Raw genomic sequence first — 15,503 nt, 5'->3', positions numbered from 1 at the left:
GATGGGTGTTTTCCGAATGCCATCGCTGGGGGCCGACATGGAGGCCGGGACTCTGGTCGAATGGCTGGTGAACCCCGGTGACACGGTCGCGCGCGGTGATGTGGTCGCCGTGGTCGAGACCCAGAAGGGCGCGATCGAGATCGAGGTTTTCGAGGCAGGTACGGTCACGGAACTCTTGGCGGAGATCGGGCAGACCCTGCCGGTTGGTGCCCCCATGGCCTGGATCGGCGACGGCGAAGAAACGGGTGCGGAGCCAAAGCCGCCGGAAGAGGAAACACGACCGGCGCCGAAGGAGCGGAGCGCCCCTGCCCTGCCAGCAGAAGCCGAAGCACCCTCGGAAAAGCCCGCGCAGCCCCGGCAAGAGCCACCAGCGTCCGCCGCCGGTGCAAGCCCGGCGGCCCGCCGCGCCGCGCAAGAGGCCGGGATCGACCTCGTCCAACTCAAGGGCTCGGGCCCCCAAGGCGCAATTGTTCTGGCTGATGTCGAGGCGCAAATGGGACAGGCCACGCGCACCAGCCGGCCAGCCGGAGAAGGCCTGTCGGACATGCGCCAGGCCGTCGCCGCCGCGATGAGCCGGTCCAAGCGCGAGATACCGCATTTCTACGTCTCGCACACGGTCGAAACCCAACCGGTTTCTGACTGGCTCGCGCAGCAGAACGCCGAGCGGCCGCCAGCCGACCGGATTTTGCTGGGAGCCGTCTTTGTCAAGGCGGCGGCGATGGCGGCCCGGCAGGTCGCGGCTCTCAACGGTCATTTTACAGGGGGTGGTTTTGTCCCCTCGGAAACGGTGAACATCGGCATGGTCATTTCCCTGCGCGGTGGCGGGTTGGTGGCCCCTGCGTTGGCCGATGTCGACAAGATGAGCTTGTCGGATGTCATGGCCGGGTTGCGCGACATGGTCACGCGGGCGCGTTCCGGACGCTTGCGCGGTTCCGAGTTCACACGCGGCACCCTGACCGTGTCGAGCCTGGGCGAGGATGGCGCAGAGGGCATGACCGGAGTGATCTTTCCCCCGCAGGTCGGGCTTCTTGCCGTGGGCGCGCCACAGATACGACCATGGGTAACCGGGTCCGGGGTGGAACCGCGCCAGGTCACGACCCTTGTTCTGTCCGCCGACCACCGTGTTTGCGACGGGCGGCAGGCATCCCGGTTTCTCGTCGCCATCCAAGACTGTCTTGCCAGACCGGAGGAGCTATGACCGAAACCGAAACGAGGGCGATCTTTCTGGAGGAACTCAACCGGGTCGCGCCCGACATAGACCCGGCAACGGTAAGGGACACAGACCATCTTCAGGATGATCTGGACCTAGATTCCATGGATATCCTCAATCTCGTGACGGCGCTGCATGCGCGTCTCGGCGTTTCGATCCCCGAGTCCGACTACAAGGAGATTGAAACGCCACGGAAAGCCAGCGGATATCTTGCCAGACGGCTGCGCGAGCCGGAGTAACGGGCGCTGCTGCCAGCGCGTCGTCAATCCGTTGGCGTGGTGCTTCGGCCTGCGCGCAACCACACGCCCCCGACCACAACGGGAAACAGGCTTGCACCGACCGCCAGCGCCATTGGCCGCCAGCCCAGCGGCGTGAGTTGCAACGCCTCTGAAACGGCCGGGATCTGGAACGCGGCCACCAGCAAACCCATGCAGAACGCCAGCGCGGCATAGACCCAAGGGTTTCTGGTGATGCTGTTGACCAAGCCACGTTCGCCCCGGTCACGCATGTTGAACACGTGCCACAGCTGCGCAAGAGCAAGGGTCAGGAACGCGACGGACACGGCATCACGAGCATCCATGTCGAGCCGATCCAGCGCAATCCAGAACGCCCCCAGCGTGGCAATGGTGATGGCAAGGCCGAAGACGACGATATCAACCCATTGCGGCATTCCGACGATCGGCTCTTTCGGGTTGCGCGGCGGGCGTTTCATGACGCTGCGATCCCCCTCGCCCAGACCCAGTGCAAAGGCGGGAAAGACATCCGTCACGATGTTCAGGAACAGGATCTGAAGTGGCAGAAGTGGCGCGGGCAGCCCCGCGGCAATGGCCAGCCCGACGATCAGTATCTCACTGAAATTGCAGGACATGAGGTAGATGACAAAGCGCCGGATATTGCCAAAGATGACACGCCCCTGCCACATCGCCGCAACGATCGATGAGAAAGCATCATCCTTGAGAATGACATCCGCCGCATCGCGCGCGACCTGCGTGCCGCGCTGACCCATGGCGATACCGATATCGGATTTCTTCAGAGCGGGCGCATCGTTCACACCGTCACCGGTCATCGCAACGATATGACCGGCGTCCTGGTAGTGGGCGACCAGCTTCAGCTTGGTTTCCGGAGCAACGCGGGCGAAAACATCAACCTGTTCCAGTTGATCCCGCATCTCGGCATCGTTGCCCCTCGTTTTCAACCCTTCAAGCGATGTTTCGGACAACGCAACGATGCGGCCATCCTCTCCGAGGCCGGCCTGGAACGCGATCTCCCTGGCCGTCGCAATATGGTCACCGGTCATCATGACAACGCGCACTCCGGCGCCCCGGCACTCGGCAATGGCGGCGGGCACATCCTGTCGGAGCGGATCAAGAAGCGTGACGAAGCCGACAAGAACCAGCGACTGATAGAGGGCGGCATCCTCTGGACCGCCTTGTTTGTAGGCCAACCCGATCAGGCGATAGCCGTCACCTGCCGCATCCTCGACACGTTGCAGCCAGTCCTGCCGCGCGACCTCGGAGAGGTCACGGATGCCCGCTGTCGTCAAAACACGATCAGAGGCGTCGATCACCGCTTCGGGCGCCCCCTTGACCGCGGTAAACACATCGCCGCCTGCGGAATGCAGCGTCGCCATCATCTTGAACTCGGGATCATAGGGATGTTTGGCGATCTCGGGCCTGTCCTCCGCGTCGAGATCGGGACGCACGCCAAGCAGTTCGGCAAAATGCAGCAGGGCGACTTCCATCGGGTCACCGACCCCGTGTTGCGCGCCCGCCTGACCGATCTCGGCAGTATTGCACAACACGCCGATTTCCAACGCGAGACGCAGATCGGGCTCGGTCACGGCAGCCTGCGCATTCAACAGATCAGCGGCCGCCACATCGCGCCCGTCCAGCAGGAACCCGGCGACGGTCATGCGGTTCTCGGTCAGTGTTCCGGTCTTGTCCGTCAGGATCAGCGTCGTGGCGCCCAGGGTTTCCACCGCCGAAAGCCGTTCGATCAACGTGTTCCGCCGCGCCATCCGCAACATGCCTCGGGCAAGCGCGAGCGTGGCGACGACCGGCAACCCCTCGGGCACTGCCGCAACGGCCAGTGCTATCGCGGTTTCGATCATGTCTACCAGCGCCAGACCTCGTACAAACCCGATTGTGCCAATCAGTGTGGAGAGCGCGATGGTGATCAGGACCAGGGTGCGACCCAACCTGTCGAGGCGCTTTTCCAGCGGATGCGCTGCAGCCTCGGCGGTTTGAACCAGTGTCGATATCCGACCCAGTTCCGTTTCGGAACCGATCGTCGCGACCACGCCGATCCCATCGCCCCGCGTCACCGCCGTGCCCTTGAAGGCCATGTTGGTTCGATCCGCCACGAGGGCGTCCAGAGCAAGCGGCGCGACGGTTTTCGAAACGGGGGCCGATTCACCAGTGAGCGCGGATTCGTTGCATTGCAGCGTGTCGACCTGGATCAACCGCAGGTCGGCAGGCACCACATCCCCCGCCTCGACGACAACGATGTCGCCCGGCGTGATCTCATGCACCGGCAGCATGACCGAATGACCGTCACGCCGGACCCGTGCCGTTGCCGCGGTGAGACTGAACAGCGCCTCCATCGAGCGCAGGGCTTTCCAACTGGTGAAGAAGCCGATGGCGGTGTTGATCGCCAGCACGAGGATGATCGCAACCGCTTCGGGATGGTCCCCCACCGCCACCGACAACAGCGCGGCAGCACTCAGCAACCAGACGATCACGCTGCGGAACTGATCGAGCAAGAGTGCCAACGCAGAGCGACGCTTCACCCTGTCCAGACGGTTGTCACCATAGGTTTGCCGGCGCAAGGCGGCCTCGTCCGACGACAGGCCGATTTCCGGGTCGACGCCAAGAAGAGCGAGCGCCGCCGCGCTCCCGTCTGCGTGGACCTGTGATCGTATCTCGCTTTCTACATGGGTGCGTGACATGGGCTTTCGCGATCCGAAGGCAGTTGAACACCCGCCTCCAACAAAACATTTTTCGACCGGGTTCCAGACGCCTGTCGGCACCATGATCTATAGATGCTAGAATTGAGATACAATCTGGTGAAAGGTCACGCCATGCCAACGGCGACGCACGCGCAAACACATCATATCGTAGGGGCCGGCATCGCGGGGCTGGCGACGGCGGTGTATCTGTGCCGCGACGCGGGCGTTGCCGGTCACGACATCCATATCTACGAAGCGCTGGAGACAGCGGGTGGGGCGCTTGACGGATCGGGGAGTGCCGAAACCGGTTACCTGGTTCGAGGCGGTCGCATGTTCGAAGACCAGTTCGTCTGCACGCTGGATCTTCTCGACAGCATTCCTCTTGCCGACGATCCGGCAACCTCGCTCAAGGAGGATCTGCTTGCGTTCAACCGCATGGTTCCGGGATCGTCCAATTGCAGGCTGGTGCGCGATGGCAGGCCGGCCGAGGACCGGTACGAACTGACGCTGACCGCACGTGACATTGTAGACATCAACAGGCTGTTCTTGCACAGCGAACGCGGTCTGGGCGGCAAAACCATCCAGGACTGGTTTCAACCCGGTTTCTTCGACAGCAATTTCTGGCTGATGTGGTCGACGATGTTCTCGTTCCAGCCGTGGCATTCGCTGACCGAAATGCAGAGGTATCTGCGACGTTTCATCCATCTGTTTCCCGGCTTTACCCGGATCGCCGGGATCTTGCGGACACGCCACAACCAGTATGATTCAATCATCGCTCCGATCCTGACGTGGCTGAAGGCCCGCGGGGTGCAGGTCAATACCCGAGCACATGTCGCAGATGTCGTGATAAAGGGCACCAAACTGGATCGCCGGGTCACCAATCTTGTTCTGCTCGACGGAAAGACGGTACCGGTTGGGTCCGGTGGTTATGTTTACCTGACCCTCGGGTCGATGACAGAGGGCTCCACTCTGGGCTCCAACGACCACGCGCCGAGCTCCGGGAAAGATCCCGGACCGAGCTGGAGCCTGTGGCAGAAGTTGGCGAGAGAACACGACGGGATTGGAAACCCAGACAGGTTCCTGGGCCAATCGAACCAGACCGCATGGACCTCCTTTACCGTGACTATGGATGGTCCGGCTTTCTTCGAGTTCATGGAGGATTTCACTAACAACCGCACGGGAACCGGTGGCCTTGTGACCTTTGCCGGTTCGGGCTGGACGCTTTCACTTGTGATGCTCCATCAGCCGCATTTCCGCGCGCAGGAACACGGAACCTATGTCTTCTGGGGCTACGGGCTGCGGGGAGACCGGAACGGCGACTTTGTCAAAAAACCCATGTCGGAGGCCACCGGAGCCGAAATCATCGAGGAGCTTTCCGGTCAGCTGCACCTGTCCGAGGAACAGAAAGGCTGGTTCGCCACGGCCCGTATCCTGCCCTGCAGGATGCCCTTGATCACCAGCCAGTTCATGCCGCGCAACTCCGGCGACCGGCCCGACGTGCGCCCGCCCGGAGCGCGGAATTTCGCGATCATCGGGCAGTATTGTGAATTGCCCCGCGACTGCGTCTTTACGGTGGAATACTCTGTTCGATCGGCCCGGACCGCGGTTGCGCAGCTGACCGGCCTCGTGGACACCCCTCCGCCGGTGGCACGCACCGATCTTGATCCGATGGTGTTGGGCCGGGCGGCCAGGATGCTTTTGGGAATGTAGCCCAGGCGACCGTTCTGCCCGTCTCAAGCTTGTCAGCTTTGTCGCTGCCCTTTTGACACCTTCTTGTTGCTGCCCCCAAAGGTTGCTTTGATCAAGCGAGAATCTCGCAAATATGTTTCGCACAAACTGCTACCTGCGACATGTAATTCACATCATAGCCAGCATCGTTTTCCAAAACGCTGAGCAGCGCGCAGGAGGTTCCTGTTTCGGTATCGACGAGCAGGAACTGCCCGCCATAACCGGCATGACCTAACAAGCGCCCGTTTGTCATCAGATGGCCGGAGTACCGCAGCCAATCGCGTGGCGGTTCCAGGCTTGGCGCTGCACGCTCCAAGCAATAGCGCAGGAAACCGGTGTTCGGATACGCCACGTCGTCCGAAATCCCCGCAAACAGCAGCCCGAACCGTGCCAGGTCGCGGGCGCTCAGACAGCCGCCCCCGGAAAAGGCGGGCAGGTGTTCGGGGCTGAGACTGATGTGGAACGCGCCTTCATATCCCGCCGCATCGGCGATTTCCTCGACCATCCGGGCCAGCGGCACCGGTGACACCGCCGCCGCGATCAGGGTCAGCACATCGGTATTGGCCGACTTGTATTCGGCGAGCCTAGGTGGCGGGCCGGGCCGGAACCCGGTGATCCCGGCGGCGAATTGGGCCAGGCTGGGCTCGGGCGCGCCCTCGGGCGGCAGCCGCCAGCCAAGCGCGATTTCCTCGGTGTAGCAATCCGATAGCGGGTCAGAATAATCCTCGGAGAAATCGTTGCGCACCGCCATGTCCAGCAGGGCCCCCAGCGGCGCATCCGCATAGCCGCTTCCGATCTCCGGCAGGTATTCAGAAACCGGCGCATCAAGCGAGACCAGTCCCTGCGCCAACAGGCGACCAAAGATCAGGTGGATATGCAGCTTGGTCACCGACTGGATCGAATGCGGCGCGGTGGGGCTGAAATCCTCCGCTGCGGACTCGAAGATCAGAGCGTCGCCACGCAAGCAGCAAAAGGCGGAAAAGGCCGGATGCGCCAACAGCGCGCGCAGCTCCGGCAAGGCCGCCGGCAGGTCGATCGGGGACGGCACCAACGGCAGCACATTGCGCGACCGCACCATCAGCGTGCGCCGGAACAGGTGATGCGCGTTGCGAAACCCGTGGCGCCGGTGGGCGGGCCTGTTCCAGCGCTGCTTGTTGCTGTCATCGACGGCCAGATCCGGGTTTGGAATGCGCATGGCTAGTCCCCGGCCACGCGATGCAACAGCACGTCGATGGCCACCACCCGGTCAGGATAGACAAAAAGCGGGTTGATCTCGACCTCGGCGATCTTGGCGCAGTCTTGCAGATAGGCGCGCGACAGGGCGTGAATGGCATCAGCGACCTGCGCCAGATCGGCGGCGGGCCTGCCGCGGTATCCGCTGAGCAGCGGGGCAAGACGCAACCCCTCTAGCCCGCGCTTCACCTCTGCGACGCTGCAAGGCAGAAGCAGCGTCACCGCATCGCCCAGAAGCTCGACCAGAACACCGCCGCTTCCAAGTACAAGCGCATGCCCGAATTGCGGGTCGCGCCGCAGGGTCAGGATCAGTTCGGCCAGCGGCGGCGGTGACATCGCCTCGACCAGGAACCGGTCGGTGACAGCATCGGCATCATAAGCGGCGACCGCATTCGACATTTGCGTAAGCGCCGTTTGCAACTGGGCCGGGTCAGCAAGGTTCAGCGCAACGGCCCCGGCCTCGGTCTTGTGGGCAAGATGTTGGCTCATCATCTTGAGCGCGACCGGAAAGCCGATCTCTGCCGCCGCGCTCTCCGCCCCTTGGGCAGTGACGGTGCGGCCCGCAGGAACGGGCATACCTGCCGTTCGAAGCCACTCCTTGCCGGTATCCTCGGTCAAACCCGTCAGAGCAGCCTCGGCGAGGGGCCGCAACAGTGGCGCGGGCATCTCCGACAGGATGCGCGCGCGCGCAGCGCTCCAACCTGCCGCGTCCCGGATCGCGTTCAGAGCCTCGTGAATGCCCTGCATCGGCGCGACGCCCTGCTCGATCAGCATCCGGCGGGTGTCGGAATCCATATTCTCGGGGATGGTGGCCAGAATCGCGGCGGGCACCTGTTGTTCCGAGGCAGCGCAGGCAAAGGCGCCGGCGTCGTTGAGATAGAATACCTTGGAATCGTCCAACCCCGTGGCGGGGTAATCCTGTACCAGCACGGTGAAATCAGGCGCTACTGCCGTCAACGTCCGGGAAAACACCGGATAAGTGTGTTCGGCCTGACCCCAGATCGGCGTCGTATAGTCCAGCGGGTTCGAGACGGTGGCGATCTCGGGCAGCAAGGCCTTCAGTTCGCCGCGATCCGCGCCCTCAATAGTCGGAAAGCTGAGCCCGATCTTTTCGGCGTGATCGGCCAGCATCGTGGCCCCGCCGCCTGAACAAGTGAACCCCGCCACCCGCGCACCGCCCGGCGCGCCGGTCACGCACAAGAGCTTGAGCGTTTCCAGAAACTGCGACGGGTTGCTGACCGAGATCACACCGCAGCGGGCAAACAGCGCCTCGTAAAGCTCGTTCGCCCCGGATAGCGAGCCGGTATGGCTGATCGTCAGCGCCGCCCCGATATGGGAGCTCCCGGATTTCAGCGCCACCACCGGCACACCGCGTTCCAGCGCCCGCAGCGCGGCGCGTTCGAACCGGGCCACATCCTGCAAGCCCTCGATATGCAGGCCGATGGCGCGCACCGCCGGGTCACTTGCGAAAGCGTCGAGAAAATCCTCAAGCCCCAGAACCGCCTGATTGCCCGCCGACACCATATAGGCCATCGGCAGCGAGCGCTGACTCATCGTGATATCGGACGAGAACATACCCGATTGGGTGATGATCGCCGCACCATATCCCGGCGACCAGCCGCCATGTTCAAAGGACCACAGCGCCGAATTGCCCACATAGTTGATCAGCCCGTAACAATTGGGCCCGATCAGCGCCATGTCGCCCGCCGCCGCGATCAGAGCTCGTTCGGCGGCCGCATCGCCGGTTTCCTTGAACCCGGCGGAAAAGCAGACAACACCGCCCGCCCCCATCGCCGACAATTGCCCCAGCGCGCCCGTAACCGCGGCGGCGGGAATGGCCAGATAGACCGCATCGGGGGCCTCGGGCAGATCGGCGATGGTCGGCACACAAGCCACCCCTTCCAACGTGTCGCGCCTGGGGTTCACCGCCCACATCCGCCCGGCAAAGCCGCGCCTGCGCGCCTCGCGGATGGCAATCGCCGCATCGCGCCCGCCGACAAAGGCGATATGGCGCGGGGTCAGCAGGCGTTGGAAATTCTCACGCTGCGCCGGTCTCATGCACCAAGCGGCCTCAACATCGAACGGGTGATGATATGGCGCTGGATCTCGCTGGTGCCGTCCCAGATCCGTTCCAGCCGGCTGTCGCGCCACAGACGTTGAACCGGCAATTCCTCCATCAGCCCCATGCCGCCGAATATCTGCACCGCGTCATCTGCGATCCGGCCCAGCATTTCCGAGCAGAAGACCTTGACCATCGCCGCGTCCTGATCGGCCATGCGGCCCGATTGGTGTCGCGCAACCGCATCCGTCACCATCAGGTTGGCCGCGCGCAGGTTCATCGCCCCGTCCGCCAGCCGGAACCCGGTGGCCTGAAAGGAACCGATCGGCTGGCCGAACTGGCGACGATTGGCGGCCCATTCCGTCGCCATCTCCAGAATGCGCTCGGCCTTGCCGCAACACGACGCCCCGACCCAGATGCGCCCCATGCCCAGCCATTGACCGGCGATCTCGAATCCCCTGCCCTCTTCGCCCAGGATCTGGCCCGGGCCAAGGCGGACATTGTCGAAATGCAGCTCGAAGGTCTTGTAGCCGCGATAGCTGACCGATCTGGTGCCTTCGCGGCAGACAAAACCGGGGGTGCCCACATCGACCAGAAAGGCGGTGACGCGCTTGCGTGGACCGCGCGGGGTGTCATCGGCACCGGTGGAAGCAAAGACAATGGCGAAATCGGGCATGCAGGGGCCCGAGATGAAATGCTTGGACCCGTTCAGGATCCAGTCGTCGCCGTCCCGGCGGGCGTTGGATTTCATCCCCATCGCATCCGACCCGGCGTCGGGCTCGGTCAGGCCGAACAATTCGCGTTTCTCGCCGCGCACGCAGGGCAGCAGGTATTTCTCGCGCTGTTCTCCCTCGCAGGCCAGCAGGATCTCGGTCGGGCGCGCGGCCCAGCTGTGCAGGGCGTGGGTGGTCTTGCCGAATTCCTGCTCGATGATGCGCTGCGCCGACAGGTCAAGACCGCCGCCCCCGACCTCTTCGGGCAGGTTGCAGGCAAACAGGCCAAGCTCGTGCGCGCGTGCCTCGATCTGGCGGCCGATCTCTTCGGGGACATGGCCCAGGCGGTCGACCTCGTCCTCGTGCGGCATCATCTCGGTTTCCACGAACTTGCGGACCGTGGCGGTCAGCAATTCATGTTCGTGGCTGGTTTCCATGTTCATGTCGGAACCTTTCTCAGCTTCGGCTCTCGCCTGCATTGCGCCGCGACAGGATGGCCGAGACGACAAAGGCGATGATCGTGATGGCGATCAGAACCACGGCCGCGGCGGCCACGGTCGGGTCGGTGTTCTCGCGGATGCCGTTCCACATGCGGCGCGGCAGGGTGTAGACGCTGAACTTGGAGATGAAGAGCGTCACGACGATCTCGTCCCAGCTCAGGATGAAGGCAAACAGCGCGCCTGCAAAGACACCGGGCCGGATCGAGGGCAGGATGACCCGCCGCATGGTTGTCCAGTTCGACGCACCGAGGTTCTTTGACGCCTGTTCCAACCTTGGGTCAAAGGTGGCGAGCGAGGCGCTGACCGTGATCAAGACCATGGGTGCAGCCAGGATCGTATGGGCCAGGATCAGGCCGGGATAGCTATCCAGCAGGCCCAGCGGGATCCAGAGCCGGTAAAAGGCCATGGCCGAGATGATCTGGGGAATGATCAGCGGCAACAGCAGAAAGGCGCGCACAAGCTCGCTGTATTTGGACGAAACCCGCCACAAGCCGATGGCGCAGAGCGTGCCCAGAAAGGTAGCCAGAACCGAGGTCGACAAGGCAATGACCCCGCTCTGGAAGAAACTCGACAGCCATTCCTCGCTGGTGAAGAGGTGTTGGAAATGCCGCAATGACAGCTCGTCCTTGGGCATCGACAGGAACCGCTTGGGCGTCAGCGAGACCGGGATCGCGATCAGGGCCGGTGTCACAAGGAACAACAGCAGCACCCAGGCGCCGGCGCGGTTGAAGAGCGAAAACAGGCCAGGTCTCATCGCGTGCTGCCCCCGAAGACGGCGCTGAGCTTCATGAAGCGCGACATGATCCAGAGCATGGCCAGAACCCCGGCCAGCATCAGCGCCGCCAGCATCGCTGCCGTGCCCCATTTCAGGGTGACGAGAAGCTGGACCGAGATGTATTCTGCCACCATCAGCACCTTGCCCCCGCCCAGCACCGCCGGGGTGACGTAAAACCCAAGGCTGAGGATGAAGACCAGCAAGGTCGAGGCCACGATACCCGGCAGGGTCAAGGGCAGGTAGATGCGCCAGAAGGTCTGACTGCCGCTGGCACCGAGGTTGCGCGAGGCATCCATGACCCGGCTATCGAGCGATTGCATGCTGACCAGCAGCGGCAGCACCGCATAGGGGATCATGTAATGCACCATGCCGATCAGCACCCCCAGCTCGTTGCGCATGAAGGCGATGGGGGTCGAGATCAGGCCAAGTGTTTCAAGCGTGTTGTTGACCAACCCGTTGCGACCCAGCAGCATCAGCCAGGAAAAGGTCCGTACCAGGATCGAGATCCAGAACGAGACCAACAGCAGGGTCAACATGTAATTCTTCTGCCGCTGGTGGCAGTGCACCATCGCATAGGCAATGGAATAGCCCAGCGTCACGCTGAACACGGTCGTGATCACGCAGATGCGCAGCGTGGTCCAGACGATCCGCAACAGCGTGTCGCCTTCGAAAAGCTTGCGATAGTTGCCCAGCCCCGGTTCGGGATCGGTCACGCTCAGCCACATGATGTTCAGGATCGGGCCAAGATACAGCGCGACCACAAGCACCAGAAGCGGCGCGATGATGGCCCAGCCGGGATGGATATGTCTTGCCACTGCGTTCATGTCCGTGTTCCGAAGGGCCGCGCCCGCCCGTCACTGGGGACGGGCGCGGCCTCAGGGTCCTAGCTGATCGCCTCAAGGAAGGCGTTCACCGCGTCACCGCCATTCTCGCCCCACCAGGTCGGGTCGTTATAGACGATCTTGTCGATGTTCATCGCCGAGGTGATGGCATAGGGCTGCTGATCCTCGGGGATTTCACCAAAGGCCGCCGGGTTCGACGGGGTCATGCCAAGGCAGTCGAGCAGCTTGAGCTGGGCGGGAACCTCTTGCGCGGTGGCGATGAACTGCATCACCGCCTCGCGGCCCGCCGGGTTGCCCTTGGGCACGATATAGGCGCCGGGCATGGCCATGGCCTGGTTGTTGACCAGCTTGAAACGGCCATCGGTATCATTCTCCATGTTGCGCCCGCGGTTCTGCCAGACGATGGCCATGGTGACCTCGCTGTTGACCACCATCGAATGCACTTCGGAGCCCGAGCCCCAATAGATGCTGTCATCCTTGATCGACTTGATCTTGTTCAGCGCCCGCTCCATGTCGAGCGGATAAAGCGCGTCGCCCGCCACGCCATCGGCCATCAGCGCCGCTTCGAGCGATCCGTTGGCCCATTTGTACAGCGCCCGCGTGCCCGGGAAATTGGCGGTGTCAAAGAAGTCCTTCCAATCCTTGGGCGGATTGTCGCCATAGGCCTCGGTGTCATAGACGAAGGCATAGCCATACAGGATCACCGACACCCCGAATTCCAGCGCATAGCCCGGCAGGGTCTTGTCCTTGCTGACGATGGAATAGTCGATCGGCTCCAGATGCCCGGTCGGCCCAAGAGATACCGCGTTGAACAGGTCGGCATCGGCCACATCGGCGGTCACGTTGCCGCTGTCCACCATCTCCTTGATCTTGCCCTCGAGCGGGCCGGATGTGTCGAATTTCACCCCCTTGCCGGTGGCCGCGGTAAAGGCCTCGCCAATGGCCGAGCCGTGGCATTCGACCGACTGACCGCCCCAGTTCCACATCACCACATGGTCGGCCGCCGCCTGCGCGTCACCCGCCAGCACGGCGTTCATGGCGATACCCGAGGCACCGCAAAGCGCCAGAAAGGTGCGGCGATCCATGCGCCCTTCCTTATAGGCATGGGCGCTTTCGGTGAGCATTTCCTTCATGAATTGCTTGTCTTGCATTTCGTCCTCCGTGTCAGATGCCCATGGCCTTGCCGGGCGATTGTTGTGACGCCTTGAACGGCGTTCTTAGGATTCTCTTTCAGCTTTCGTTCAGTTCCACCGCCGCCGCGTCCTGCCAGCTCAGTTCGACTGTCTCGCCCTCGTGCAGGGGCTGCCGGTTGCGCCACACATCGATATCCACCTCGATCTGTTCGGCCTCGGTGGTTTCGACGATGATCCGCTGCATCGACCCGAAATAGGTGATGCTGGTGATGGTTCCGCTGCGCCGGGCCTGCGGGTGACCGCTGCCCAGGTGAATGTCGATCTTCTCGGGGCGCAGCGCATAGGCCCGGCCGTTCTGGTGAATGAAATTCGACTTGCCCAGGAAACTGGCGGCAAAACGGGTTGCGGGCCGCTCGTACAGCTCTTGCGGAGAGCCCACCTGTTCGATGGCGCCGTCGCGCATGATGACGATGCGGTCGGACATCGACAGCGCCTCTTCCTGGTCATGGGTGACATAGATGAAGGTCGTGCCGACCCGGCGGTGAATGTCCTTGAGCTGTTCCTGCACCTCGACCCGCAATTTCTTGTCCAGCGCGCCCAGCGGCTCGTCCAGCAGCAGGACCGGCGGCGCGAAACACAGCGCCCGCGCCAGCGCCACCCGCTGTTGCTGACCGCCCGAGAGCTGGCCGGGCTTGCGGTTGGCGAAATCCTGCAACTGGACCAGCTCCAGCATCTCGTCGACGCGGGCCCGGATCTCGGCCTCGGGCCGTTTGCGCACGCTCAGCGCATAGCCGATATTGTCGCGCACCGTCATATGCGGGAACAGGGCATAACCCTGGAACACCATGCCAAAGTTGCGCTTCTCGGCAGGCACTTCGGCGATCGAGCTTCCGTCCAGCGCGATATCGCCGCTGGTGATGTCCAGAAACCCCGCGATCATCATCAACAGCGTCGTCTTGCCCGAGCCAGAGGGGCCAAGCAGGGTCAGGAACTCTCCCTTGCGGATTTCCAGATCAACCTCGTTGACCGCCCGGAACGCGCCGAAATATTTCGACACGCCTTCGATCCGCAGGCTGCCGCCAGAGAACGCGTCGGCCATCTACCCCTCCGCCCCGCGCAGGTTCAGCTTGGCGCGGGCCTCATTCGGTGTCAGCAGACGCGCGCCCATGCGTTCGACGATCTCGCGCGCACGGGTCACCAGCTGGCCGTTGGTCGCCAGAACGCCGCGTTCGAGATAGATGTTGTCCTCCAACCCGACGCGGATATTGCCGCCCAGCGCCACGGCGGCGGCGGCCATTGGCATCTGGCCGCGACCAATTCCGAAACTGGCCCAGCTGGCCCCCGCGGGCAGCTGCGATTTCATCGCCACCATGGTTTCAACATCCTGATCCGCGCCCCAGGGGATACCCAGACACAGCTGGAACATCGGCGGCGCGTCGATCAGCCCCTCGGCGATCATCGCCTTGGCAAAGCGGATATGGCCCAGATCAAACACTTCCAGCTCGGGCTTCACCCCCCATTCCTGCACCAGCGCGGCCATCCGGCGCAGCGTCGGCGGGGTCGAGATATAGATCATGTCGGTATCCGAGAAATTCAGCGTCCCGCAATCCAGCGAACAGATATCGGGGCGGCATTCCTCGATATGGGCCAGCCGTGCCTCGGGTCCGATCATGTCGGTGCCCGGTCCGGGCATGGCCGGATTGGCGGGGTCCGAGATCCAGTCTCCGCCCATGCCCGCGGTCAGGTTGATCACCACGTCGGTGCCGCTGTCGCGTACACGGTCGACGATCTCCTTGAACAGTTTCGGATCGCGCGAACCCTGGCCGGTTTCCGGATCTCGGGCATGGATATGGGCAATGGCCGCGCCCGCTTTGGCGGCCTCGATTGCCGCCTCGGCAATCGCCTTGGGCGTGACCGGGACATGCTGGCTTTTACCGGTTGTGTCCCCGGCGCCGGTAACGGCGCAGGTCAGCACGACATCGTGGTTCATGCGATTTTTTCCCTGTTGTTTTTTCCAGTTTGCTGGCCGGATCAACCCAAAAACTGTCGATTATTCGCCGCATTTCAGGTGTTCATGTCGAAAAATGCTCAGGCAAGAAAATGTAGCCGTAGGAAAGATCCAGCAGTTCCAACTGCTAGCCTCTCAAGCTTCTGTCAGAAAGATTCCAGTCAGCCGGGACCCAGTGACCTGGAAGGCTCGGAGCGGCTGGCAGAACTGGCGGCGATTGGCGGCCCAATCGGTCGCCATGTCCAGAATGCGCGCGGCCTTGCCGCAACAGGACGCGCAGAGACGGTTCCGGAAAACTGAACAGCCGGGATAAGTGGATTTTCCGCGCAACAGCAGCATGATGCTGCGAGCGAGG

The 15,503-nt window shown here is 63.0% G+C and carries 13 protein-coding genes; 3 read left to right on the top strand and 10 right to left on the bottom strand.

The window, feature by feature from the left end:
• Position 1: 1 nt before the first annotated feature.
• Both MB818_RS13595 and MB818_RS13590 read left to right on the top strand, forming a co-directional pair.
• Positions 2 to 1,198 carry a dihydrolipoamide acetyltransferase family protein gene (locus MB818_RS13595; protein WP_238905423.1) on the top strand — a complete coding sequence of 399 codons (1,197 nt, stop codon included), beginning with the start codon at positions 2 to 4 and terminating at the stop codon, positions 1,196 to 1,198.
• On the top strand, positions 1,195 to 1,449 hold the full coding sequence (locus MB818_RS13590) for a phosphopantetheine-binding protein (RefSeq protein ID WP_234143546.1): 255 nt from the start codon (positions 1,195 to 1,197) through the stop codon (positions 1,447 to 1,449). Before MB818_RS13595 ends, MB818_RS13590 begins: the two co-directional genes overlap by 4 nt.
• Positions 1,450 to 1,472: 23 nt before the next feature.
• Here MB818_RS13590 and MB818_RS13585 read toward each other — a convergent pair whose 3' ends face one another.
• Positions 1,473 to 4,157 carry a cation-translocating P-type ATPase gene (locus MB818_RS13585; RefSeq protein ID WP_234183211.1) on the bottom strand — a complete coding sequence of 895 codons (2,685 nt, stop codon included), beginning with the start codon at positions 4,155 to 4,157 and terminating at the stop codon, positions 1,473 to 1,475.
• Between the two features lie 93 nt (positions 4,158 to 4,250).
• Here MB818_RS13585 and MB818_RS13580 point away from each other — a divergent pair, with 93 nt between their 5' ends.
• A complete protein-coding gene (locus MB818_RS13580; protein ID WP_255700150.1) occupies positions 4,251 to 5,867 on the top strand; it encodes an oleate hydratase in 1,617 nt (538 codons plus the stop codon).
• 91 nt (positions 5,868 to 5,958) lie between these two features.
• Here the strand turns inward: MB818_RS13580 and MB818_RS13575 are convergent, their stop codons facing one another.
• The 9 genes from MB818_RS13575 to MB818_RS13535 all read right to left on the bottom strand — a co-directional run.
• The gene (locus MB818_RS13575; RefSeq protein WP_238905419.1) at positions 5,959 to 7,080 is read right to left on the bottom strand and encodes a serine hydrolase; all 1,122 of its coding nucleotides are present in this window, start codon (positions 7,078 to 7,080) and stop codon (positions 5,959 to 5,961) included.
• Positions 7,081 to 7,082: 2 nt separating this feature from the next.
• A complete protein-coding gene (locus MB818_RS13570) occupies positions 7,083 to 9,176 on the bottom strand; it encodes an acetate--CoA ligase family protein (protein ID WP_234215971.1) in 2,094 nt (697 codons plus the stop codon).
• Positions 9,173 to 10,333 (bottom strand): acyl-CoA dehydrogenase family protein, encoded by a 1,161-nt coding sequence (locus MB818_RS13565; RefSeq protein ID WP_234166143.1) that lies wholly within the window; start codon positions 10,331 to 10,333, stop codon positions 9,173 to 9,175. Before MB818_RS13565 ends, MB818_RS13570 begins: the two co-directional genes overlap by 4 nt.
• 13 nt (positions 10,334 to 10,346) lie before the next feature.
• Positions 10,347 to 11,144, bottom strand: coding sequence for an ABC transporter permease (locus MB818_RS13560; RefSeq protein ID WP_234143303.1), 798 nt, complete (start codon positions 11,142 to 11,144; stop codon positions 10,347 to 10,349).
• Entirely contained in the window at positions 11,141 to 11,989 is an 849-nt protein-coding gene (locus MB818_RS13555) for an ABC transporter permease (protein WP_234176124.1), read from the bottom strand. Before MB818_RS13555 ends, MB818_RS13560 begins: the two co-directional genes overlap by 4 nt.
• A gap of 59 nt (positions 11,990 to 12,048) precedes the next feature.
• The gene (locus tag MB818_RS13550) at positions 12,049 to 13,140 is read right to left on the bottom strand and encodes an extracellular solute-binding protein (RefSeq protein ID WP_234219185.1); all 1,092 of its coding nucleotides are present in this window, start codon (positions 13,138 to 13,140) and stop codon (positions 12,049 to 12,051) included.
• 97 nt (positions 13,141 to 13,237) lie between these two features.
• Positions 13,238 to 14,239 (bottom strand): ABC transporter ATP-binding protein, encoded by a 1,002-nt coding sequence (locus MB818_RS13545; RefSeq protein WP_234162327.1) that lies wholly within the window; start codon positions 14,237 to 14,239, stop codon positions 13,238 to 13,240.
• Positions 14,240 to 15,130 (bottom strand): beta-keto acid cleavage family enzyme, encoded by an 891-nt coding sequence (locus tag MB818_RS13540; RefSeq protein WP_234136146.1) that lies wholly within the window; start codon positions 15,128 to 15,130, stop codon positions 14,240 to 14,242. It abuts the gene before it with no gap.
• Between the two features lie 153 nt (positions 15,131 to 15,283).
• Positions 15,284 to 15,503: acyl-CoA dehydrogenase family protein (locus MB818_RS13535; protein WP_369426331.1), on the bottom strand; the 220-nt coding region annotated here is incomplete at its 5' end.

Origin of the sequence: Ruegeria alba (genome assembly GCF_022321465.1) — a bacterium.
In the GTDB taxonomy this organism is placed as follows: Bacteria; Pseudomonadota; Alphaproteobacteria; order Rhodobacterales; family Rhodobacteraceae; genus Ruegeria_B; species Ruegeria_B alba.
This window is presented reverse-complemented; position numbering and strand designations above follow the sequence as displayed.